At 51.5% G+C, this 23780-nt stretch carries 24 protein-coding genes; 2 read left to right on the forward strand and 22 right to left on the reverse strand.

What is annotated here, in order from left to right:
* Positions 1 to 3 precede the first annotated feature (3 nt).
* From spoIVA to ltrA, 7 genes are all read right to left on the reverse strand, one after another.
* The gene (spoIVA, locus tag LA360_RS05365) at positions 4 to 1479 is read right to left on the reverse strand and encodes a stage IV sporulation protein A (RefSeq protein WP_022201861.1); all 1476 of its coding nucleotides are present in this window, start codon (positions 1477 to 1479) and stop codon (positions 4 to 6) included.
* 110 nt (positions 1480 to 1589) lie between these two features.
* Positions 1590 to 2078: a hypothetical protein gene (locus LA360_RS05370; protein WP_089776391.1), complete on the reverse strand. Its 489-nt coding sequence runs from the start codon at positions 2076 to 2078 to the stop codon at positions 1590 to 1592.
* A 213-nt stretch (positions 2079 to 2291) separates the two neighbouring features.
* Positions 2292 to 3002, reverse strand: coding sequence for an ABC transporter ATP-binding protein (locus LA360_RS05375; protein WP_022201863.1), 711 nt, complete (start codon positions 3000 to 3002; stop codon positions 2292 to 2294).
* A 14-nt stretch (positions 3003 to 3016) separates the two neighbouring features.
* The gene (locus LA360_RS05380) at positions 3017 to 3775 is read right to left on the reverse strand and encodes an ABC transporter ATP-binding protein (protein ID WP_022201864.1); all 759 of its coding nucleotides are present in this window, start codon (positions 3773 to 3775) and stop codon (positions 3017 to 3019) included.
* A 1-nt stretch (position 3776) separates the two neighbouring features.
* Entirely contained in the window at positions 3777 to 4850 is a 1074-nt protein-coding gene (locus LA360_RS05385; protein WP_002583596.1) for a branched-chain amino acid ABC transporter permease, read from the reverse strand.
* A gap of 8 nt (positions 4851 to 4858) precedes the next feature.
* A complete protein-coding gene (locus LA360_RS05390; RefSeq protein WP_002583597.1) occupies positions 4859 to 5740 on the reverse strand; it encodes a branched-chain amino acid ABC transporter permease in 882 nt (293 codons plus the stop codon).
* Between the two features lie 148 nt (positions 5741 to 5888).
* Entirely contained in the window at positions 5889 to 7304 is a 1416-nt protein-coding gene (gene ltrA / locus LA360_RS05395) for a group II intron reverse transcriptase/maturase (protein WP_160116354.1), read from the reverse strand.
* Between the two features lie 221 nt (positions 7305 to 7525).
* Between ltrA and LA360_RS05400 the strand changes: the two genes are divergently transcribed.
* Positions 7526 to 7804, forward strand: coding sequence for a hypothetical protein (locus tag LA360_RS05400; RefSeq protein ID WP_146774969.1), 279 nt, complete (start codon positions 7526 to 7528; stop codon positions 7802 to 7804).
* On the opposite strand, the gene LA360_RS05405 is transcribed toward LA360_RS05400, so the two are convergent.
* From LA360_RS05405 to LA360_RS05425, 5 genes are all read right to left on the reverse strand, one after another.
* On the reverse strand, positions 7789 to 9012 hold the full coding sequence (locus LA360_RS05405; RefSeq protein WP_002583599.1) for an ABC transporter substrate-binding protein: 1224 nt from the start codon (positions 9010 to 9012) through the stop codon (positions 7789 to 7791). The genes LA360_RS05400 and LA360_RS05405 overlap by 16 nt on opposite strands.
* 201 nt (positions 9013 to 9213) lie before the next feature.
* Positions 9214 to 10227: an NAD(P)H-dependent glycerol-3-phosphate dehydrogenase gene (locus tag LA360_RS05410; RefSeq protein WP_022202005.1), complete on the reverse strand. Its 1014-nt coding sequence runs from the start codon at positions 10225 to 10227 to the stop codon at positions 9214 to 9216.
* A 42-nt stretch (positions 10228 to 10269) separates the two neighbouring features.
* Entirely contained in the window at positions 10270 to 10911 is a 642-nt protein-coding gene (plsY, locus tag LA360_RS05415) for a glycerol-3-phosphate 1-O-acyltransferase PlsY (protein ID WP_022202006.1), read from the reverse strand.
* A gap of 24 nt (positions 10912 to 10935) precedes the next feature.
* Positions 10936 to 12264, reverse strand: coding sequence for a ribosome biogenesis GTPase Der (der, locus tag LA360_RS05420; protein WP_057571635.1), 1329 nt, complete (start codon positions 12262 to 12264; stop codon positions 10936 to 10938).
* Between the two features lie 30 nt (positions 12265 to 12294).
* Positions 12295 to 12489 carry a DUF6472 family protein gene (locus LA360_RS05425; protein ID WP_022202008.1) on the reverse strand — a complete coding sequence of 65 codons (195 nt, stop codon included), beginning with the start codon at positions 12487 to 12489 and terminating at the stop codon, positions 12295 to 12297.
* Positions 12490 to 12758: 269 nt separating this feature from the next.
* On the opposite strand from LA360_RS05425, the gene LA360_RS05430 reads away from it, so the two are divergent.
* Positions 12759 to 13967: a ribose-phosphate pyrophosphokinase gene (locus LA360_RS05430; RefSeq protein WP_022202009.1), complete on the forward strand. Its 1209-nt coding sequence runs from the start codon at positions 12759 to 12761 to the stop codon at positions 13965 to 13967.
* Positions 13968 to 14026: 59 nt separating this feature from the next.
* Here the strand turns inward: LA360_RS05430 and LA360_RS05435 are convergent, their stop codons facing one another.
* From LA360_RS05435 to mutS, 10 genes are all read right to left on the reverse strand, one after another.
* Positions 14027 to 14209, reverse strand: a complete 183-nt coding sequence (locus LA360_RS05435; RefSeq protein WP_225537330.1) for a hypothetical protein — start codon at positions 14207 to 14209, stop codon at positions 14027 to 14029.
* Positions 14210 to 14232: 23 nt separating this feature from the next.
* Positions 14233 to 15087 carry a peptidoglycan editing factor PgeF gene (gene pgeF / locus LA360_RS05440; protein ID WP_022202011.1) on the reverse strand — a complete coding sequence of 285 codons (855 nt, stop codon included), beginning with the start codon at positions 15085 to 15087 and terminating at the stop codon, positions 14233 to 14235.
* Positions 15088 to 15108: 21 nt separating this feature from the next.
* Entirely contained in the window at positions 15109 to 15450 is a 342-nt protein-coding gene (locus LA360_RS05445) for a YraN family protein (RefSeq protein ID WP_022202012.1), read from the reverse strand.
* A gap of 34 nt (positions 15451 to 15484) precedes the next feature.
* Complete coding sequence (locus tag LA360_RS05450) at positions 15485 to 16141, reverse strand: ribonuclease HII (protein ID WP_022202013.1); 657 nt, start codon at positions 16139 to 16141, stop codon at positions 15485 to 15487.
* Between the two features lie 2 nt (positions 16142 to 16143).
* Positions 16144 to 17010 carry a ribosome biogenesis GTPase YlqF gene (gene ylqF, locus LA360_RS05455; RefSeq protein ID WP_022202014.1) on the reverse strand — a complete coding sequence of 289 codons (867 nt, stop codon included), beginning with the start codon at positions 17008 to 17010 and terminating at the stop codon, positions 16144 to 16146.
* Between the two features lie 17 nt (positions 17011 to 17027).
* Positions 17028 to 17579 (reverse strand): signal peptidase I, encoded by a 552-nt coding sequence (lepB, locus tag LA360_RS05460; RefSeq protein ID WP_022202015.1) that lies wholly within the window; start codon positions 17577 to 17579, stop codon positions 17028 to 17030.
* Positions 17580 to 17689: 110 nt separating this feature from the next.
* Positions 17690 to 18037: a 50S ribosomal protein L19 gene (gene rplS / locus LA360_RS05465; RefSeq protein ID WP_002583611.1), complete on the reverse strand. Its 348-nt coding sequence runs from the start codon at positions 18035 to 18037 to the stop codon at positions 17690 to 17692.
* 139 nt (positions 18038 to 18176) lie between these two features.
* A complete protein-coding gene (locus LA360_RS05470; RefSeq protein ID WP_022202016.1) occupies positions 18177 to 19478 on the reverse strand; it encodes an HlyC/CorC family transporter in 1302 nt (433 codons plus the stop codon).
* Between the two features lie 705 nt (positions 19479 to 20183).
* Entirely contained in the window at positions 20184 to 21101 is a 918-nt protein-coding gene (gene trmD, locus LA360_RS05475) for a tRNA (guanosine(37)-N1)-methyltransferase TrmD (protein WP_022201588.1), read from the reverse strand.
* Positions 21098 to 23743: a DNA mismatch repair protein MutS gene (gene mutS, locus LA360_RS05480; RefSeq protein ID WP_057571638.1), complete on the reverse strand. Its 2646-nt coding sequence runs from the start codon at positions 23741 to 23743 to the stop codon at positions 21098 to 21100. The genes trmD and mutS overlap by 4 nt, the downstream gene beginning before the upstream one ends.
* Positions 23744 to 23780: the final 37 nt, after the last annotated feature.

The following is a 23780-nucleotide window of genomic DNA, read 5'->3' on the forward strand; positions in this document are numbered from 1 at the left end:
ATTTTAAATAATAATGCATATCATACCGCCGTTGCTGTCATTGATAATTTTCTGCAGGGTATCCTGCAGCTTCAGCTGGCAGTCTTCCGTCATCTGGGACACCTTGGCCTGGATACCGTCCTCCACAATCTGTTCAATGGATTTTCCAAAGATGTTGGTATTCCAAATTCCGTCGTCGCTCTCCCTGGCATTTTCCTTGATATAGGCAATCAGATCCTGGGCCTGCTGCTCGCTTCCCACAATCGGAGCAATCTCTGTCTCAATATGGGCCTTAATCAGGTTGATGGACGGTGCTTCCGCCTTCATCTTTACACCGTACTTGTTGCCGTGCTTTATGACCTGCGGTTCATCCAGAACGATTTCTGAGCGTTCCGGCGTCACCACCCCGTACCCCTTTAACCGCACCTGGGTCAGAGCGTTCTGCACTTTTTCATATTCCTTCTGCATATTGGCCAGGCTGCTCAGGGTCTGCATGAGCTGGTATTCGCCTTCAATGGGCAGTCCCACATAGTCGCTGAGAATCTGGTAATAGTAGCTGTCGTCCATATCCACCTGGACGCCCACCCTGCCGTCCGCCATCTGCATGTTTTTCACATTCATGGAGCGGATGGTATCCGTATGCTGCTGTTTCAGTTCCCCGGACACATCCTTCATATGGGTCACCTTCTGAATTACATTCCTGGCTGCCTGGATGACCTGGGCCTTAAGCCAGTGAGTGGACGGCAGGATCTCCAGCCATTTGGGAATATGAAAATCCATCTCAGTCACAGGGAACTCCTTTAGGACACATTCCAGAATATGGAAGATATCCTCCTTCTTAAGCTGCTCGCAGTTTACGGGCAGCACCGATACTCCGTATGATTCAGACATTTCCCTGGCCAGCCTGGCAGTCTCGTCTGAGTAGGGTTTGGTGGAATTCAAAAGAACCACAAATGGTTTTCCCAGTTTTTTCAGTTCGTCAATGGTCTGTTTTTCAGCTGCTATGTATCCGGGACGTTTGATTTCCCCTATGGTTCCGTCCGTGGTCACAACGATTCCAATGGTGGAATGGTCATTGATGACTTTCCTGGTTCCGATTTCCGCTGCCTGGGTAAAGGGAATGTCATAATCAAACCACGGCGTTTTCACCAGACGCTCCTCGCCGTTCTCCACATGGCCGGCTGCACCGTCTACCATGAATCCCACGCAGTCAATGACCCTTACCTTGGCTTCAATGCCGTCTGCCAGATTGATTCTGGCCGCTTCCTTGGGAATAAACTTGGGCTCCGTGGTCATGATGGTCTTGCCGGCCGCGCTCTGGGGCAGCTCATCCCGGCTCAGATTGCGCAGGTTCTCATCCTCCATTGCAGGGAGCACCAGCAGTTCCATGAACCGCTTTATGAAGGTAGATTTGCCTGTGCGGACCGGCCCTACTACGCCTATGTAAATCTCTCCGCCTGTTCTCGCCTGAATATCCTTGTATACATTAAAATTGTCCATAAATATACCCCCTTGCTATGCTTTTATAGTATATGCAGGGGGGTATGAGTATATGACTGGTGCAGAATCACGCTGTATCAGCTTTATTCACGCAAAGTCAATGGATAAAATCAGGCTGTCTTCGCCTCCAGGGCTTCCACTCTTTTTTCCACTTCCTGTATCATCTTAAGGAGCATGGCGCCATTGATATCATCCAGCTTCTTAATCCTGTAATACTCTGTCATCTCATCTAATCTGCGTTTCATCGTGTCCAGCCGTTCTGTCAGATTATCCTGTACCCGGTCCAATTCCCCAAGAATCAGATTCTCTGATTCTGTGAAACGGGTATCCAGTCTTCTGTCTATTTCTGTCAGGATATGCTCCTGCGTACCGGTAAGGCGCGTATCCAGTTTCTTATCCACCTCCGTCAGGATATGCTCCTGCGTACCGGTAAGGCGCGTATCCAGTTTCTTATCCACCTCCGTCAGGATATGCTCCTGCGTACCGGTAAGGCGCGTATCCAGTTTCTTATTCACCTCTGTCAGGATATGCTCCTGCGATTCCGCAATCTCTTCTTTCATGATTGCTCGTATCATCTCCAAGTCCTGTCGTTCAAGCATTTATCCACCCCTTATCCTATGGCCTGAGTGTTTCAGCACTCAGGTAAAAAACGTCGTTCAGATTCCAGTACCGTCTCAGCCGTACACTATATATAGCATATCTTACCTGGGGTGTCAAGGGAAGAAGCAGGGGTTATCCTCCCCTGCTCCTTTCTCATATCCGTGATTCTTTTTTCCATAAAATATATTCCTGACAATGAACCATCTTTATCTTTATTCGCTGAGATATGCTTTTTTTACCTGATCATTGTTCATAAGCTCCTTTGCGTCTCCGCTGAGAGCAATATTTCCTGTCTCCAGAACATATGCCTTATGGGCAATGGAAAGAGCCTTCTTAGCGTTCTGTTCCACAAGAAGCACGGTGGTGCCATCTGCGTTTATCTTCTGGATAATATCAAATATCTCATTTACATAGATAGGTGAAAGTCCCATGGAGGGCTCATCCATTACAATCATTCTGGGGTGGCTCATAAGGGCCCTTCCCATGGCAAGCATCTGCTGCTCGCCTCCGGACAGGGTTCCTGCAAGCTGGTTCTTGCGCTCCTTTAGACGCGGGAAACGCTGGTATATCATCTTCAGCGTGGACTCTGTCTCTTCCTTGTCTTTTCTTGTATAAGCTCCCATCTTCAGGTTCTGAAGCACCGTAAGGGTAGCGAACACGCGCCTTCCCTCCGGCACATGGGCGATTCCCATGCCCACCAGTTTATAACCGGAAACCCTGGTTATGTCGGTTCCCTCATATACGATTTTACCTGTTTTCGCGCTGATAAGTCCTGTGATGGTATGCAGGGTCGTGGTCTTCCCCGCACCGTTGGCACCAATCAGAGCCACAATTTCTCCCTGGTTAACATCAAAGGAGATTCCTTTTATGGCCTGGATTACACCGTAGTATACTTCCAGATCCCTGACTTCAAGCATTGCCATATTATACGCTCCTCCTATTCACCAAGATATGCTTTGACAACTTCCGGATTGTGAAGCACCGCGCCGGTCTCGCCCTGGCACAGGACCTGTCCGAAGTTGAGAACAGTCAGTTCTTCGCAGATACCGCTGACAAGCTTCATATCATGTTCAATCAGAAGGATGGTCATATCGAAATTATCCCTCACAAAACGGATGGTATCCATAAGCTCGGCTGTCTCGTTTGGATTCATTCCCGCCGCCGGCTCATCCAGGAGAAGGAGCTTTGGCTCTGTAGCCAGCGCCCTGGCTATCTCCAGCTTTCTCTGCTTTCCGTATGGAAGGTTGGACGCCTTGTAGTCGCACTCCTCATCCAGTCCGAATACCTTGAGCAGCTCCATGGCCCTCTCATCCATCTGCTTCTCCACCTTAAAATAGTTGGGAAAACGGAAAATTCCGGCCGTAGTGGAATACCTGTAATGATTGTGAAAGCCCGCTTTGACATTGTCCAGAACGGACAAATCCTTAAACAAACGGATGTTCTGGAAAGTCCTGGCGATTCCGGCCTGGTTTATTTCCGTGGTTTTCTTACCGGTAATGTTGACTCCCGCCAGCTCAATGCTTCCCGCGTCCGGCTTATATACGCCTGTCAGCAGGTTGAAAATGGTGGTCTTACCGGCTCCGTTTGGTCCGATAAGGCCGTAAAGCTGCCCCTTTTCTATACTGATTTGAAAGTTGTCAACTGCCTTAAGGCCGCCAAAAGATATGCTTAAATTCTTAACTTCAAGTAATGCCATCTTATGCTGCCTCCTTTGCGGGTTTCTTATCTTTTCTGCTGAATTTCTCCGCCACACGCTCACGCAACACCACAAACTGGGGCGCGGAGTTGAAAAGCATGGCCAGAATCAGCACGATTGCGTACATGAGCATACGGTAATTGCTGAGTCCGCGCAGCATCTCCGGAAGGAGATACAGGATGACCGTTGCAATGACGGAACCGCGGATATTTCCGATGCCGCCCAGTACAACATATACCAGAATCATGATGGACATGTTGTAACCGAAGTTCTTTGGCAGGGCTGTCAAAGTGGTCAGGTTGTGGGCGTACAACACACCGGCAGCACCGGCAAGTCCGGCGGAAATAGAGAATGCCAGCAGTTTGTACTTGGTGATGTTGATGCCGATGGACTCCGCTGCAATGCGGTTGTCGCGGATGGCCATGATGGCGCGGCCCGTGCGGGAGTTCACCAGGTTCATGACAATAAACAAAGTGACCAGCACCAGAATGACGCCTATGGTAAAGGTGGCTGCCTGGGGCGTCCCCGTGATGCCCTGGGCGCCCTTTATCAGTATTTCCCCACCCTCTCCCATCTTTAAAGACATGGAATCCTTAAAGGAGATATGGAAGCCGGCAGCGTCCCGTCCCAGATAAACAGCATTGACCAGGTTCTTGATGATTTCGCCAAAGGCCAGGGTCACAATGGCCAGATAATCGCCTCTCAGACGCAGCACGGGGATTCCGATGATGACGCCGAACAGGGCCGCTGTAACGGCTCCGATGAGGATGGCGATGACCATTCCCAGGGTCGGGTCAACGGCTCCCTTCATGCACTTTGAAAACAGGGCTCCGGCAAAGGCTCCCACGCACATAAAGCCTGCGTGGCCCAGACTCAGCTCTCCCAGGATGCCCACGGTCAGGTTCAGGGAAACAGCCATGATGACGTAGATACAGAAAGGAACCAGCAGTCCTTTCATAAGGCTGGATATATGTCCTGTTCCCACCAGAACCTGCATGATGATATAGGCAGCCACCACCATGCCGTATGTAATCATATTATTTATGAATATCTTTCGTTTCGCGTTGCTCTTCATACCGGCACCTACACTTTCTCATTAATCTTCTTGCCCAGAATACCGGTAGGCTTCACCAGAAGCACGATAATCAGGACGGAAAACACAATGGCATCTGACATCTGTGAGGATATGTATGCCTTGGACAGAATCTCAATGACGCCCAGCAGGATACCGCCGATAAAGGCGCCGGGAATGGAGCCGATTCCTCCGAATACAGCCGCAACAAAGGCTTTGATACCCGGCATGGAACCAGTATAGGGAGTAAGGGACGGATACGCGGAGCAGAGCAGCACGCCCGCTATGGCGGCCAGTGCGGAGCCAATGGCAAATGTAAGGGCAATTGTGCCGTTTACATTGATTCCCATAAGGGTGGCAGCACCCCTGTCCTCAGAAACCGCCAGCATGGCCTGCCCGGCCTTGGACTTGTTGATAAACGCAGTGAGTCCAATCATGATGATGACACAGGAAAGGATGGTGACAACGGTCTCCCCTGTAATGGTCATCTCTCCTCCTGCCAGCTTAATGGCAGGCAGAGTCACCACAGAGGTGAAGGACTTGGTATCTGCCCCAAAGATAAGAAGGGCAACATTCTGCAGCAGGTAGCTGACACCGATTGCCGTAATGAGAACCGCGAGAGGAGAGGCGCCGCGCAGGGGCTTATAAGCAATCCGTTCAATGGTCATGCCCAACAGCGTACATACGGCCACCGCAAGGAGAACCCCCGCCATGGGCGGCAATCCCATTGTGCTGACCGTGACAAACACCACGTAGCTGCCTATCATAATAACATCGCCATGAGCGAAATTCAGCATCTTGGCAATGCCGTAAACCATTGTATATCCAAGCGCGATGATGGCATATACACTGCCCAGGCTGATGCCGTTAATCAAATAGTTAATAAAGCCCATACCTACACCTCTTCGTCTGAAGTCTTTTTTAGTTTATCGCTATAAAGCGACAGATTATTCAAAATTATATCATATATCGTTAATCGGATAGGGGAGATTTTAACCTCCCCTTCCACACCACGTAGCGTACCGTTCGGTACTACGCGGTTCAATAGTTTACTCGGACTTTCAGATAGTGGGCAGTCATATCGGGATAACCAAGTCTGTCCACTATGATTCTTTTGGTGAGTGCCGAGTTGAGCATTCCCGCCGCTCTCCACACTCCCTTTCGGCAGTTCGCCATCTCATGCACCTTCCACTCTGGTAAATGTAACGCCCGCAACATTTTATATCTTGTGCGTACCTTCTTCCATTGTTTCCAGTACACCGCTCGGATTCTGTGGCGCAGCCACTCATCCGTCTGTTCCATCAGGCTTTTCATGTCTGCATATCGATAATAGTTAATCCATCCCCTTGCATAGCTTCGGAGTTTTTCTTCCCTCTCCTGATTGCTCCATTTGTTCCCTCTGGTTGTCAGCTCCCGTATCCGGTTCTTCATTTTTGCCACCGACTTCGGGTGTATCCTCATGCGGCATTTCCCTTTATGCCGGTAAAAGCCGTAGCCCAGGTATTTTATCTTGCTGACGTGGCTCACTGTCGTTTTCTGAAGATTGACTTTCAGAAACAGTTTTCCTGTGATGAATGGCACAATGTTTTCCATCGTCCTCTCTGCGCTTTTCCTGCTTTTGCACAGAATCAGGCAGTCATCCGCATACCTCACATACTTGTGTCCCCTGCGCTCCAGTTCCTTGTCCAACTCATTCAGCATGACATTTCCACATAAGGGACTTAGCGGGCCTCCCTGCGGCACGCCCTCGGTCGTTGCGTGAAATCCTCCGTCCTCCATTACTCCGGCTTTCAGGTACTTGTGTATCAGCGAGATTACCCTCCCGTCCTTCACCGTCCTCGACAGCACCTCTATCAGCTTGCTGTGGTTCACCGTGTCAAAGTAGGATTGTAAATCCATGCTGACCACGTAGACATATCCCTCGTTGATATATTTCCTACATCTTTCCAGTGCGTCATGCGCCCCTCTGCCGGGACGGAATCCGATGCTGTTGTCAGAGAACTGTTCTTCATATAAGGGCGTCAGTTCCTGTGCGATTGCCTGTTGGATTACCCTGTCTACCACTGTGGGTATCCCCAGTTTCCTTGTTTTTCCTTTCTCCTCTTTGGGTATTTCTACCCTTCGGACTGGGTTTGGCTTGTATTTGCCTTCCCTCACCTGCTCGACCAATTCGGACTGGTGTTCTCTCAGGTAGGGTAGAAGTTCATCCACCTGCATTCCGTCAATCCCACCAACGCCTTTGTTCGTTTTGACCTTCTTATAGGCGGCATTTAGATTGTCGCTTCTAAGAATCGTATCTAGCAGGTTGTCCGTCCGAAAGTCCGTGTTGGTGTCGGGGTTCCCGGTAATCCTTTCATGGGCGTACTCTCCTGTTTCCCTTCCCTGTTCCGCAGGTATCTCTCGCAGGTAGTCCTCAATATGAAGTTGTCTGTACTTAATTCCATGTCCGGTTTCCATTTGGTAACGACACCTCCTACTGTTCAGTCCTTCCCGGTGCGTTTGCGACCGCCCGGTACTATGACCTCTGCTGACTTCTCACGGCAGGCTTTACTCCGTGACAGCGAATGTTTTATCGCCACTTTCACGTCCGTGAGACCTCCCCGGGTACTCACACGTTCTTTCCCACTTATACCTGCCCCGTTTACTGCTGGCGTTCCGTGCAGTTATTGGACTTTAGTTTGTTAGGCAACCTCATCCACGCTTCACAGCCTATCCGGACAACTTTTACAGGCCAGTGGTTTGCCTCCGGCTTCCTTCAGACCCCACCTCACGATGACGCCCTTGCCATTGGCTGCACCCTTCCCACTGCCGGGCGGGTCAGGGACTTTCACCCGTTAGAACGTGCGCCCGCCGGGCGCACCTATAAACAAGAGGGTTGTCATAGTGACAACCCTCTGTTGGGTTTTCTGGTTGGTTCTGTCCGGATTCAAAGGACTGCTGATTACATTGCAGTGTAAGCTCCGTCCGCTACCTTAACAGCCTTTGGTGCCTTGTGAGGCTCACCGTCCTCTGTCCAGGTCATGCCCTCGCCGGTCAGGCCGTCTAATTTGATGTTCAGCATAGATGCCTTTAACGCATCGCAAATCGTGCCGGCGTCTGCATCAGGAGTTACATTGGCATCTTCAATGGCAGCCTTGATAGCGTAGATCGCATCGTACGCGTCTGCCGCGAACTGGACCGGAACCTCGTTGTAAGCAGCCTTGTAGCTGTCTACGAACTTAACGGTCAGGTCGTCGGTTGCATCTGCTGCGAATGGTGTCAGGAGCATAAGTCCCTCTGCCAGCTTGGTGTCAAAATTCTCAACCTGAAGGATACCGTCCATACCGTCGCATCCAAAGAACTGGGGAGCAAATCCCATGGTGCTGGCCTGCTGAAGAATCAGGGAAGCCTCGGTATAGTAGATTGGCAGGAATACCAGCTCGGCGCCCGCATCCTTGGACTTCTGTAACTGGGTGGAAAAATCCTTGTTGCTGTCAGCGGTAAAGGCCTCGGCTGCAACAATCTCTATTCCCTGGTTTGCGGACTCTTCCACGAACTTCTCATAGATACCGCTGGAATATACGTCGGAGCTGTCATAGATAACAGCGACCTTGGAAGCCAGCTTGTTCTCGCCTATGTATTTAGCGGATGCAGCGCCCTGGTCCGGATCGGAGAAGCAGATACGGAATACGTTGGGGTTAGCCGCACACTCGACAGCGGAACCGGATGGTGTAATCTGGAACATGTTGTCAGCTGCGGTCTTGTCCGCAACTGCGATACATGGAGCGGAGGTTACCGTGCCCATCAGCACCTGCATACCCCAATCCTTTAATGTATTATAAGCATTGACAGACTTCTCTGCATCATGCTCGTCATCCTGGAAATTGAATTCAATCTGTGCGCCGTTTATTCCTCCGGCCTCATTGATTTCCTTTACTGCCAGTTCTGCGCCGTGCTGTACAGCCACGCCGTACACAGCCGCGCCGCCGGTCACAGGGCCGATGCCGCCAATTTTGAACACGCCGCCTGCCGCAGTGGTATCTGCTGCCTCACTTCCCTCTGCTTTTGCGTCTGCCGCAGTAGTTTCCGCTGCCTTTGTGGTCTCTGCCGTATTGGAACCGCCGCATGCTGTCAATGACATAGCCATAACGGCCGCCAGGCCCAGACTTAAAAATCTCTTCTTCATAATTAGCTCCTCCTCTTGCCTTTAAAATATAAAGCTTTCTATATTATAGGTAGTCCGGGTGGGTTTGTCAATCGTTTCATGAAAATTATGGTTTATTTTTGATGATTTGCCGAAAAATTAGAGCAAAAGCAGGTATAATCCGCCAAAAACAGGCTATTTTTTAGGGGAAGGGCACCATTTCTGGTTCCTTTCCCCTATTTTTTATTCCTCTGCCCACTCTAAATCCGAGTTTTCGATACGCTTATCCCTAAGCATCAGCTCCAGGACCGCTTCCTTTGCGGGCATGCCTCCGAACAGGATGGCATTGACCTGTTCCACGATTGGCATGGACACCTCGTACTGCTGTGACAGCGCCAGAGCCGCCCTGGCGGAATATACGCCTTCCACCACCATCTTCACCTCTGCCATGGCTTCCTCCATGGTACGGCCCTGGCCAATCAGTATGCCGGCCCTGCGGTTGCGGCTGTGCATGCTGGCGCAGGTCACAATCAAGTCCCCGATGCCTGTAAGCCCGGCAAATGTCTCCATCCGTCCGCCCATGTCAATGCCCAGGCGGGATATCTCCGCGATTCCTCTGGTAATGAGGGCTGCCTTGGTGTTGTCACCGTATCCCAGGCCGTCGGCCATACCGGCGGCCAGGGCAATCACATTCTTAAGGGCTCCTCCCAGCTCGATTCCCAGCACATCCGGGCTGGTATACACGCGGAACACTTCGCTCATAAAGATTCCCTGGACAAATTCAGCCACGCTGCGTTTATGAGCGCCCGCCACACATGTGGTGGGAAGTCCCCTGCTCACTTCCTCCGCATGGCTGGGTCCGGAAAGGACTGTCACCTCCGCCTCCGGCAGCTCCTCCTCAATTATCTGGGACAGGGTCATGAGGCTCTTTTCCTCGATTCCCTTTGCCACATTGGTTATCACCTGGCCCTGCTTTATGTAGGCCCTCATCCTTTGTGATGTCTGCCTCACAAAAACCGAGGGAACAGCAAGTACCAGAAGGTCCTTGTCCCTCATAGCCTCCTCAAGGTCATCCGTAAGCCCGATTGCTTCCGGGATCCTTACCTCAGAAAGGTTGCGATGGATACGCGTATCCTTTAGTTCCGCTATCTCCTGCGGGATGGCGGACCATATCTGTACCGTATGTCCATTGCCGTTAAGTAAAACTGACAGGGCCGTACCCCAAGTACCTGATCCGATTACACCGATTGATGCCATAACCTCACCGTCCATTAATTGTTTTTTACTGTCCTTTGTATACTACTCTGTCTTTTTCTTAGCGCCTACCTTGTTCTCCCTGCCCTGTGCCAGCCTGACGATATTCGCCCTGTGCCTCCAGAAAGCCATGGCCGCTATCACCGCGGAAACAGCGTAGAACTGGGGTCTGGCCTCGGGTACGAGCCCGTAAGCCCCCAAATGGCCGAAATAGATGTTCCAGCACAGGAAAATAGCGGACACCACCAGGGAGCCCAGGGACACATACCTGGTCACTGCCACGATGAGCACAAAGACCAGCAGGCAGACAGCCGTCAGCCGCCAGTCCAGTGAAAACATGATCCCTGCTGTCGCCGCAATTCCCTTACCGCCCTTAAACTTAAGATAAAAAGGAAAATTATGGCCCAATATGACGCCGAAGCCCGTACAGAGTATCAGCACATAGATATACCCCGGCTGGGACCGGAAAAGAATCCTTACCAGGAAGCAGGGTATCACCGTTTTCAGGAAATCACCCATGAATACAATGAGACCTGCCTTTACTCCCATGACGCGCAGCGCGTTGGTACTCCCCGAATTGCCGCTGCCGTGCTGGCGTATATCAATTCCCTTGGACTTGCCGTAAATGAAACCGGTCTGGAATAAACCAAAAACATATCCCATGACCAAACATATAATCTGTTCCACTCCTTAATCCCCCTTTTCTTACACTTATTGCTCTTTTCCTCTTCGTTCCCTGACAAGAAATTTTAAGGATGTGCCCTTAAAGCCGAAGGCATTTCTGATCTGGTTCTCCAGATACCTGGTATAAGAAAAATGCATCAGCTCCTTGTCATTGACAAAGATCACAAAGGTAGGAGGCTTTACCGCCACTTGGGTCATATAGTAAATCTTAAGCCGTTTTCCCTTGTCTGAAGGCGGCTGCTGCATGGCCACTGCCTCTGTCATGATTTCATTGAGAACGCCGGTGGCCACCCTCAGGTTCTGGTTCTGGCGCACCACGTCAATCATCTCAAAAAGCTTGGTGAGACGCTGTCCCGTTGCCGCGGATATAAAAAGGAATTCCGCGTAAGGGATGAAGGAGAGGATCTCCTTGATTTTCCTGGTATATTCATATATGGTCTTGTCCGTTTTCTCGATGGCATCCCACTTATTTACGGCCACAATGATTCCCTTGCCCCTCTCATGGGCGATTCCGGCAATCTTGGCATCCTGCTCCGTGACGCCTTCTGTTGCGTCTATGACCACAACCACCACATCGGCCCGTTCCACAGCGGACACGGTGCGGATGATGCTGTAGCGCTCCAGTTCTTCCTTTATCTTGCTCTTGCGGCGCAGGCCGGCCGTATCTATGAATACATAAGGCGTGCCTTCATGGATAACCTCCGTATCCACCGCATCCCTGGTGGTGCCCGCTATATCCGACACAATGACACGGTTCTCACCCAGAAGCTTATTTATAATGGAAGACTTTCCCACATTCGGCTTGCCTACCACGGCAATCCTTGGCCGCTCGTCCTCCTCTTCCTCCATCTGCTCCGAGTCAAAGTGCTTCACCACCTCGTCCAGCAGATCACCGATTCCCAGCCGTGAAGCAGCCGACACAGCGATGGGATCTCCGATTCCCAGATTGTAAAACTCGTAGACGTCATTGCCGTACTTGGCAACGCTGTCCACCTTGTTCACAGCCAGCACCACCGGCTTGTGGGACTTGCGCAGCAAATCAGCCACCTTTGAATCCGCGTCCACCAGTCCCTGGCGCACATCCACGATAAAAACAATCACATCCGCGGTGGAAATGGCAATCTCCGCCTGCTCGCGCATCTGGGACAGGATGATATCCTTGGAATCCGGCTCAATGCCGCCGGTGTCAATCAGCGTGAAATTCATATTCAGCCATTCGCAGTCCGCGTAAATCCGGTCCCTGGTCACGCCCGGCGTGTCCTTTACAATGGAAATGGTATCTCCTGCTATGACATTAAACAACGTAGACTTTCCCACATTGGGCCTGCCTACGATTGCAACTATTGGTTTGCTCATGTTTATAACCTCCTCATTAATGACCTTACGTCACATCTGCCTGCGCACAATCCGGTACTCATCATCGGACTGGTAATAAGGACATGCGTTTACGGTACCTCTCAAAAAGCGCCCCATCTCATCCTCATCCAGATTCACTTCACAGACATAGTAATCATTTTCCTCATCATATACGTAATTGCCGCAGCACTCGCAGCTGGTCTTTCTGTTCTTTTCCGGTTTCATATGAATCCATATCCTTTAACACAAATTCTTCGCATCCGCTTGATTTTACTATACCGGACCTGACTTGTAAAGCACTTTCTTATTAACCTCTATCATAGCAATATAACTTATTTTTGTAAATGCAAAGTTAATTTTCTAAAAATGTTTCTGAAAATTTCTTGTTTTTTTTGACGAAATTATATCAACCCCTTGACCCGGTCAGACGGAAATGGTATAAATCATATGTGATATTTTCAAACAAATGATGATTTCAAAGGAGCAAAGCTATCATGGCTAACAATTTTGTATTCAAAGATTCCCTTCCCGTAGCGCCTTTAAAAATCGCCGCACTGGAAAGCTGTAAGAATCTTGCAGCCAAGGTGAACGACCATATTGTACAATTCAGGCGCAATGATATAGAGGAACTGATGCGCCGCAAGGAGGACCTTCACTACCGCGGTTATGACGTGGATTCCTATCTGCTTCACTGCAGCTGTCCCAGATTCGGAACAGGCGAGGGCAAGGCCGTCATCAATGAATCCGTAAGAGGCACAGATGTTTTTGTCATGGTGGATGTGATGAATTACAGCATTCCCTATACGGTAAGCGGTTATACCAACCATATGTCGCCGGACGACCATTTTCAGGATTTGAAGCGGATTATCGGGGCCTGCTCCGCCACTGCCCACAGGGTCAATGTGGTCATGCCCTTCCTATATGAAAGCCGCCAGCACAAGCGCAGCAAACGCGAGTCCCTGGACTGCGCCATGGCTTTAGAGGAGCTGGCAGCCTTGGGTGTGGAAAACATCATCACCTTTGACGCCCACGACCCGCGGGTACAGAACGCCATCCCGCTGATTGGCTTTGACAATTTCATGCCCACGTATCAGTTTGTAAAGGCCCTCTTTTTCCATGATTCCAACATCCGTATTGATAAAGAACACTTAATGGTCATCAGCCCGGACGAGGGCGCCATGAACCGCGCCGTATACCTTGCCAACAACCTGGGTGTGGACATGGGTATGTTCTATAAGCGCAGGGATTATTCCCAGGTAATCGGCGGACGCAACCCAATCGTGGCCCATGAATTCCTGGGTTCTTCCGTAGAAGGAAAGACCGTACTTATCATCGACGATATGATATCCTCCGGCGAAAGCATGCTGGATACCTGCAAGGAGTTAAAGGAACACAAGGCTGACAAGGTCATTGTATGCTGTACCTTCGGTCTCTTCACCAACGGCCTTGAGAAATTTGACGAGTACTACCACCAGGGATATCTGGATTATGTCATCACCACCAACCTGAATTACCGCACCCAGGAACTGATTGACAGAGAGTGGTATCTGGAAGCCGACATGAGCAAATACCTGGCCGCTGTCATCAACTCCATGAACCATGACCGCTCCATCAGCGCCTCCCTTTCTCCCACGGAGAAGATTCAGAAGCTGGTCCAGAAGCATCAGAACGGCGGATACGAGTATTTCCAGAAGCTTGTATAAAACCCTGTCATCCATGTAGAAGAATCAATACCGAGGAATTAATACAGGAAAATCAATATTCAAAAATGCACGGTCCGCGGCAGCGAAATGCCCACCGAAAGGGACTGTGCATTTTTTTGTTTCTCTCGATTGTCACACCAGGTTCCATGCGGCGGTACTTCCATGGCAGCCAGCTGTTCCTGCTGCATGGTCTCAAAATATCCGCCTCCCATAATGTCCCAGTACATCCGGCTGCGCTCCATCCGCTGTTCCAGAACAGGCCATGCTACCTAAGGCACAGAAACGCCGCCAGGTTTCCCCGCTCCTCCCCCACCTTCCTGTGAGAAAAGAGGTAATCGCTGTTGCACATGGTACAAATATTAGTAATATGAATATTCTCCCGACGTATGCCCGCCTCACGGAAAATGATTTCATTGGCCTTCCACAAATCCAGCTGGTACTTTCCGGGTCTTTTTCCCTGGCAATAGAGTTCTTCCCAGTATTCCGGCTCAAAGGCTTTCCTGAATTCCTCCACCACTTCACCGCCCACTTCAAAGCATTCCCGGCAGATGCTGGGGCCCACACATGCAATCAGATCCCCCGGCTTTGTGCCAAAGGCTTCCTTCATGGCATCCACCGTCACCTGGCCCATACGTTTAACCGTCCCTCTCCATCCGGAGTGGCTGAGCCCGATGGCCCTGTTCACCGGGTCCAGAAGGTACAGGGGCACACAGTCCGCATAAAAGGTCACCAGGGTAAGCCCCGGCACATCGGTAATCAGGCCGTCGATGTCCCTGTAATCCCTTTCCCTTACAACGCCCTTTCCCGCATCCTCCTGTGTCACCCGGCGCAGGTTGACCGTATGTGTCTGGTGGGACACCACCATTCGGTCCCGCTCCACTCCCAGGGCAGCTGCCATACGCGTAAAGTTTTCCAGCACATCTTCCGCCGCGTCTCCCCTGCTGTAAGAGAAATTCATGGTGGAGAACTTTCCCCTGCTGGCTCCGCCCATGCGGGTGGAAAAACCATTGACCGCCAGTCCGGTATCATCCAGCGCCTTAAATGAGAGATAGGGAACGCCCGTACTGTCTTTTATGTCAAATACGTGAGACTTGTTCTTATAGCTCCAGTTTATATCCATAACACCATTGCCTCCTTATATTCAAAATGCATCCTGTATCAGCTCAATGTCACTGCCCAGAATTCCTACCACGTCAAACCGGCAGGGAACATCTGCGCCCATTCCATGGCTGTACAGATAAAAGGCCGCTGCCCGCCGTATCCTCTCCTGCTTCCTTGCGTCAACAGCCTCTGCCGGGCTTCCCATGGACAGCCCGGAACGGTATTTAACCTCCGCGAAAACAAGATATATGCCATGGCGGCAAATCAAATCAATTTCTCCCTGGCGGCAACGGAAATTCCGTTCCAGCACGCGGTAACCCTTACTTGTTAAAAAAACAGCCGCTGTTTCCTCATAACGGCTGCCTGTCTGTCTCTTATTCATATGTATCCGCCTGTTCCTATGTATCCGCCTGTTCCTATGTATCCGCCTGAACAATATTTCTGATAAAGCTTCTCCTGTGAATGGGGCAGGGACCAAGCTCCCTGATGGCAGCTATGTGGGCCGCCGTCCCGTATCCCTTGTGTTTGGCGAATCCATATCCCGGAAACAGTTCCTCATACCCGGCCATCATATGGTCCCTGGTGACCTTTGCCAGGACGCTGGCCGCCGCTATGGACAGGCTCTTTGCGTCCCCCTTAATAATAGGCACCTGCACCGCATCCAGCCCGGGAATGGTGACAGCGTCGTTGAGAAGTATTTCCGGCTTCACGGCAAGGCCCTTCACAGCCTCCCTCATGGCCTCATAGGTAGCCTGAAGAATATTGATTTCGTCAATCCTGGCAGGAGTTGCCAGGCCCACATTCCATGCAACAGCCTTTTCCTTTATCTCTAGGAACAGCTCCTCCCGGCGTTTCTCCGACAGCTTCTTGGAATCGTTGAGATACAGGATGCGGCATCCCTTTGGCAGCACCACGGCTCCTGCTGCCACCGGTCCTGCCAAAGGTCCCCGTCCGGCTTCATCAATGCCGCAGATATAAGTGTATGCGTCATATTCCTTCTCGTATTCCGCCATGGCCTCCAGACGGGCCATTTCCTGCTCCAGCTTTTCTCCCTTTAGCACCCTTGCAGCCATTGTCATCCCACCTTGTCCTTTTGATTCTCCGGCTCCTCTAACGTGATCCGTCCCAGCTTTCCCGCCCTGAAATCATCCAGAAGCAGGGCTGCCGCCCTGGACACATCCAGATCCCCGCCTTTTAACAGGCAGGCCCGGACCCTGGCAATTTCCTCCAGGATAAATGCCGCTTCCTTTCCCTCCGTCTCCAGGCCAAACCGTTCAGACAGCACCTGAGGATAACGCTTTTTCAAAAAGCGTATGAGCTCCCAGGCCAGCTCGTCTTTGTTGAGAATCTGGTCATTGATGGAGCCGATGAGAGCCAGCTTAAGGCCCACCTGCTGGTCCTCAAATCTGGGCCACAGGATACCGGGGGTGTCCAAAAGCTCCAGCGTCTTATTCAGGCGTATCCACTGGTTTCCCTTGGTGACGCCGGGCTTGTTGCCAGTCTTGGCGCAGGCCTTTCCCGCGAAGGAATTGATGAAGGTGGACTTACCCACATTGGGAATCCCCACCACCATGGTACGGATGGGACGGTTGAGTATGCCCCTGCGCCGGTCCCTCTCTATCTTTTCCTTACAGGCATCCTGGATTACGGACTGCACCTGCTTAAGTGTTCCCTTGTTCCTGGCATCAATCTTCACCACATGAATGCCCTTGTCCTCAAACCAGGCTGCCCAGCGGGCAGTCTGCCCCTCGTCCGCCAGGTCCGATTTGTTGAGAAGCACCATCCTGGCCTTGCCCGCGCCCAGGTCATCAATGTCCGGGTTCCGGCTGGAAAGGGGAACCCTGGCGTCTACCAGCTCTATTACCAGGTCAATAAGCTTCATATCTTCCTTCATGGCCCGCTTTGCCTTGGTCATATGACCAGGATACCACTGAATGTTCATATTTGTAAACTCCTGTTCTATCTTGAATGAATGAAGTCCAGCTTCAGAAGGGGGAACATCCTGAACCAGACCTTGCCCTGTATCTGTTCTCTTTTTACATTTCCAATATTGGGGAAACGGCTGTCCTCACTGCTGTCCCTGTTATCTCCCAGCAGGAAATACTCGTTGTCCTCCAGCTTAATGGGAGTGTCCGCCCTTCCTGCCAGGGACACCTGTTCCAGGCCGTCCTCGGCATTTAAAAGCTCGCCGTCAATGAATATATAACCGCCCTTAATCTGCACGGTCTCGCCGGGAAGACCGATGATCCGCTTTACATTCTTCTTGTGGTCCTCACGCTCAAATACCACGATATCAAACCGTTCCGGCTTTCCCACATCATAAATCAGGCGATTCACCAGGACCACGTCGTCCGCATCTAAAACTGGCTGCATGGAACCGCCCGACACAGGCACCTGAGTACAGAAACTGTAGACCAGGAACCAGGCACAGGCCAGGACCAACACCACATTGACCGCCCAGCGGACTGCTTTTCTCAGCCACGCCGTATCCTCATTCACATAAAAATCCATGTACCCACACCTATCTCTTAAGGCACTTCCCGGACTGCTTCCGGGTATGTCGCCTGCTTAACAAAATAGAGTTTGCATCTGCAAACTCTATTCTCACTTCCACTACCTGATTATTTAACTAATTCTCTAACCTTGGCAGCCTTACCAACCCTGTCTCTTAAGTAGTTCAGCTTTGCTCTTCTTACTTTACCCTTACGTACAACCTCTACGTTGTCAACGCTTGGGGAATGTAATGGCCAGGTCTTCTCAACGCCGATACCATTGGAGTTCTTCCTTACGGTAAAGGTCTCTCTGGCTCCGCCGTTCTGTCTCTTAATGACAGTTCCCTCGAAAATCTGGATTCTCTCGCGGTTTCCCTCTCTAATTTTGTTGTATACCTTAACGGTATCGCCAACGTTAAAGCTGGGTACGCTTTCCTTCAACTGGGCTGCTTCAATGTTCTTAATAATATCGTTCATCGTGTGAACCTCCTTCATCTATTGGATGTTCTTAATACGCCGGCAGTAAATCAGATTCACTACTCACAGTAACAGAGGACCATCTATTTCTTGTCACAACGACTTATTCTAGCATATATTGTCCCAAAATGCAAGCATTTTATGAGCTGTTTCGCCTTCCTTCTATATTCTCCTCTTTCTCCTCAGGAAGGACATACAGATGGACCTTGTCAATGCGGTTCTTTTCCACCTGCTCCACCACCAGACGCACGTTGCCGCACACCACCTCTTCGCCCTGGGAAGGCAGGTGTTCCAGGCGGTCAATGACAAGACCTCCCACAGAATCATAGTCCTCAGAGGACAGATCTAAATCCAAAATGCCGTTGAGATCATCCAGCTTCATGGAACCTTCCACCAGATACTGGCCGTCTCCCAAATCCACCAGTTCCTCTTCCTCATCCTCGTCATACTCATCGCGGATATCGCCCACGATTTCTTCCAGGATATCCTCCAGGGTAATGAGCCCTGCCGTGGCGCCGTACTCATCCAGAACAATGATAATATTGTTGGGAGACTTCTTAATCTCCATCATCAGCTCGGACAGCTTTTTAGACTCAAAGGTATAAAATGGCTGGCGCAGGTAATCCGACACACAGAAGGACGCCTTGTCCTCCACCAGCAGCAGATCCTTAATATTGATGATGCCCACCACATTATCCGTTGTCTCCTTATAGACCGGAAGCCTGGTATAATGCTCCTCCTTAAATATCTGAATCAGGTCGTCATAATCAGCCTCAATGTCAGCAAACACCATATCGATTCTGGGAACCATGACATCCTTTGCCACGGAGTCTCCCAGGTCAAACACATTGTTAATCATCTCACGTTCTTCCGACTCGATGACGCCCTTTTCATGGCCCACGTCCACAATGGTCCTGAGCTCGTCCTCCGTAATGTCGTCGTTCTTCTTATCAGGGTCCACATGAAGGGCTTTAAGGACAATCAGAGACATCCAGTTAATAAGGATAATGAGAGGGGTCAGCACTGTCATCAGAATGTGAATCATATGGCCGACCCGCAGGGAATACCGCTCCGCCTCCAGGGTGGCCATTGTCTTAGGTGTTATCTCACCAAAAATCAAAATTAAAAGCGTCAGTACGCCGGTCGCGGCTCCAGCGGCTTTATTTCCAAATATTTCCGTTACCAGCACGGTAAGCATGGAAGATGCCGAAAGATTTACCACATTGTTGCCAATTAAGATGGCGCTGAGCATCCTTCCCTGATTCTCAGACAGTTTCATAACCCACTGCGCAGATTTGTTTCCCCCTTCTGCCAATGTCCTGATACGGATTTTATTGACGGTTGTGAGGGCGGTCTCCGACGACGAGAAAAAAGCGGAAAGTCCCAGTAAAATAATAATGATAACGACACGTATGGCAATACTGTCACCCGATGGGGCCAAAAAAATCAACTCCTATTATTTCATATTTTACGGTCCCAAAAGCCCGGAAAGCATGGGCCGGGGCCTGTAATGGATGTATTTGTGTGGATAGTTTCAGAGAATTGTACAATATTATTGGGGGATTGTCAAGATGACGATATTCGTGGGGGTGGGGACGCGGGGAAGGGGATCGAGGAAAAGCAGCGGGAGGAGGCGGGGAGTCTGGACTCATGGTTCCTTCGGGGGCTGTCTCTAAGCCGGGACCGGGAGCTGCGCAGGGGGATCGGGAAAGCTCCGCCGAACTCTTGATGAGTTCGCCTCCGCGTTCCCTTTCGCTTGGGCGTTGTACGCCCTCCCTCACCCCCTGCTCCGCTCCCGGTCCCGGCTAAGAGACAGCGGCCCTCAGTAAAATTCGCTCAGCCTCCCCGCCTCCTCCCGCCGCTTTTCCGGCCACTCTTTCTTTTCCCCGCTGACTCTCCCCCGCTCATTAAAAAAATTGCAGGCCGGAGCTGTTCCAGCTGCGCTGGCTTGGGATAACAGGCTGCCCGTACCCTTGGCCTGTTCTTTATTCCGGCGAAGCGGGGGGATGTTGCTGGGCGGGGAGGAACGGGGGCGGTGGTGGAGGTGACTTTGGAGCGATTCGGAGGGACTTGGTCCCATCGCGGAAAGGGTCACCTCCGGCACCGCCCCCGTTCCTCTCACGGCCGGATGCGCCTCACCCCCACCTCATCCCCCCGCAAGCAACCCCATCACTTTATAGTACCCCTCCAGCTCCCCCACCGTACAAGCCTTCTCTGCCAGCAATTTCTTTGCCCCGGCCATTGCCTTTCGTTTGATGCGGCCGGCGGCGGCCTCGTCGCCCAGGGCTTTTACGTATTGGTCCAGGAGCTCCTCCAGGATTTCCAGGTCGCCTTTTTCCTGACGGAGGGAATCCAGGTATTTTACTTCCTTCATGGTCAGGCTGGCCTGTTTCAGAAGGTCCGGGCGGCGTTCCAGGGTGCGTTTTATGGATTGCTGCCTGCGCCACTCTTCGATGTTTTTATGGTGGCCGCTTAAAAGCACCTCAGGAACCTCCATTTTGCGGAATACTTCAGGACGGGTGTACTGGGGGTATTCTAACAGGCTGTCACGGAAGGATTCCTCCTTTGCTGAGGCGTCATTGTTCAGTACCCCCGGCACCAGGCGGGAGATACAGTCAATCATGACCATGGCGGGAAGTTCCCCGCCTGTGAGGACATAATCCCCCACGGAAAGATAGTCCGTGGCAATCAGCTCCAGGGCGCGTTCGTCAATTCCTTCGTAATGCCCGCAGAGAAAGACCAGGTCCTCCTCCTTTGCCAGCTCCTCTGCTATGGTCTGGTTGAACACCCTGCCCTGGGGCGTCATGTAGATAAGCCTGGGCTTCCTGCCGATGCGCCCGCACAGGGCCTCGTAAGCCTCGCACACAGGTCCGGGCTGCATAACCATGCCCGCGCCGCCGCCGTAAGGGGCGTCGTCCACATGCCTGTGCTTATCTTTTGAATAATCCCTGATGTCTATGGCTTCCACGGATATGGTTCCCCTCTCCATGGCCCGCCCCGTTATGCTGGTTCCCAGGCCTCCCATGACCATGTCAGGGAACAGTGTCAGTATGTGAAAATTCATCCGGTCTCCTTCCAGCGGTTCTTAAGCTTTGTCTGAAGGCGGTACAAAGTGTTCATTGCGTCAAGGGGCGTCATGGTGGACAGCTCCAGGCTGTCCAGCTCCCGGATGATATCGTCATCCTTTACCGTATCAAAGAAGGACAGCTGCTGCATGTCCACCTCGTCCGGCTTCGGCACCGCCTTGTGTTGGGTTATGTTGGAACTGATTTCCGCGATTTCCTTTGCCCTGGCCGTGATGTCCGCATCGCTTAATTCTTCCGCGATTTCCTTTGCCCTGGCTATGACGGAATCCGGTACGCCGGCCAGCTTTGCAACCTGGATGCCGTAACTCTTATCTGCCCCGCCGCGGACAATCTTGCGCAGGAATACGATGTCGTCCCCCTGCTCCTTTACCGCGATACAATAATTCTTTACCCCCGCTATGGTGCCCTCCAGCTCTGTCAGCTCATGGTAATGGGTGGCAAACAGGGTCTTGGCTCCCAAAAGCTTGGAATTGCTTATGTGTTCAATAACAGCCCAGGCAATGGATAATCCGTCAAAGGTGCTGGTTCCCCTTCCGATTTCATCCAGTACCAGAAGGCTGTTTCTGGTGGCGTTGCGCAGGATATTGGCCACCTCTGTCATTTCTACCATGAAGGTGCTCTGCCCGCTGGCCAGGTCATCGGAAGCCCCCACCCTGGTGAAAATGCGGTCGCATATGCCGATATCCGCCTCCTGGGCCGGCACAAAGCTGCCCAGCTGGGCCATGAGTACAATCAGGGCCACCTGGCGCATGTAGGTGGATTTGCCTGCCATGTTGGGACCGGTGATAACGGACAGCCGGTTCTTCCCATTGTCCAGGAAGGTGTCGTTGGCCACAAACATGTCGTCCCGCATCATCTGCTCCACCACGGGATGGCGGCCGTTCTTAATTTGAATTACGCCCTTGTCGTTGATGGAGGGCTTCACATAATTGCGGCGGGTAGCCACCACGGACAGGGAGCAGAATACGTCGATTCCAGCTATGGACTTGGCAGTCTTTTGAATGCGTATGACCTCTGCCCCGATTTTGTCCCTGACCTCACAGAACAGGTCATACTCCAGTGACACCAGCTTTTCCTCCGCGCCCATGATAATATCTTCCAGCTGTTTTAATTCATCGGTGGTGAACCGCTCCGCGTTGGTCAGGGTCTGCTTACGGATATAGTAATCCGGCACCTGGTCCTTAAAGGAGTTGGTCACCTCAAAATAGTAACCGAATACCTTGTTGAATTTTACCTTCAGGGTCTTGATGCCTGTCTTTTCTTTTTCCTTTGCCTCCAGCTCCGCCAGCCAGTTCTTGCCCTCTGTCTTGGCCTGGCGCAGCTTGTCCGCCTCCTGGTTGTAGCCGTCCTTTATGATGCCGCCTTCCCTGACCGTTATGGGAGGCTCCTCCACAATGGCGTCCCCTATGAGCCGGAAGATATCCTGCAGCGGGTCCAGTTCCCGGCCAAACTCTGCCAGAAGTTCGCTGTTAAACTCTCCCAATATCTGTTTGATATAGGGAAGCATTTCCAGAGAGCTTCTGAAGGCAATCAGATCCCTTGGATTGGCTGTCTTATAACTGATACGCCCAATCAGACGCTCCAGATCATAGATGGGATTTAAGTACTCGCATATCTCTTCCCTGGAGATATAGTTCATGTTCAGCTCTTCCACCGCGTTCTGGCGCCTGATAATTTCGTCCCTGTGAATCAGCGGCTGTTCGATGCAGGCGCGAAGCAGCCTGGCTCCCATGGCTGTCTTCGTCTTATCCAGAACCCACAAAAGAGTGCCTCTCTTCTGTTTTTCACGCATGGTCTCCACCAGCTCCAGGTTCCTTCTGGTGGATGTGTCAATGACCATGTACTGTCCGGTGGAATAGGGGGTGACGGTGGTAATGTGCTCCAAGGTACTTTTCTGGGTCTCATAGATATACTGCATTACGGCGCCGGCGGCAATGATGCCGGTGGCATAGTCCTCCAGCCCCAGCCCCACCAGGGCTCCCACCTTAAAATGCTCCATCAGGATGCGGCGGCAGGATTCCTCGCCGAAAAAGCGGCTGTCCAGGGCGGTAATGACCACCTGATAGCGGTTTTTAAGCTCGTCCATATCCACGCCTGACATGTAAAGGGCATTGTTGCAGATGATTTCAGATGGGGAAAATTTGTTGATTTCGTCAAACAGTTCCCGTTCTGAGTCCACCTCAGTCACCATGAAATCCCCGGTGCTGATATCTGCCGTGGATATGCCGTAGATTCCATCCATGTATACAATCCCCATCAGGTAATTGTTCTTTGTCTCATCCAGAACCTGGGAGCTGGTGATGGTTCCCGGAGTCACCACCCGGATTACCTCCCGCTTCACCAGGCCCTTGGCCTGCTTGGGATCCTCCATCTGCTCCGCGATGGCGACCTTATACCCCTTCTGGACCAGACGGTACAGGTAGGAGTCCACTGCGTGGAACGGCACCCCGCACATGGGAGCCCGCTCAGAAAGGCCGCAGTCCTTTCCTGTAAGGGTTATCTCCAGCTCCTTTGACACTGTCAGGGCATCATCGAAAAACATCTCATAGAAGTCTCCCAGACGGTAAAACAGGATACAGTCCGGATACTCCTTCTTTGTCTCCATATAATGCTGCATCATGGGAGATAATTGTGACAAATCTATCAAAATGCTGACC

Origin of the sequence: Enterocloster clostridioformis, assembly GCF_020297485.1 — a bacterium.
GTDB classification, from domain to species: domain Bacteria; phylum Bacillota; class Clostridia; order Lachnospirales; family Lachnospiraceae; genus Enterocloster; species Enterocloster clostridioformis.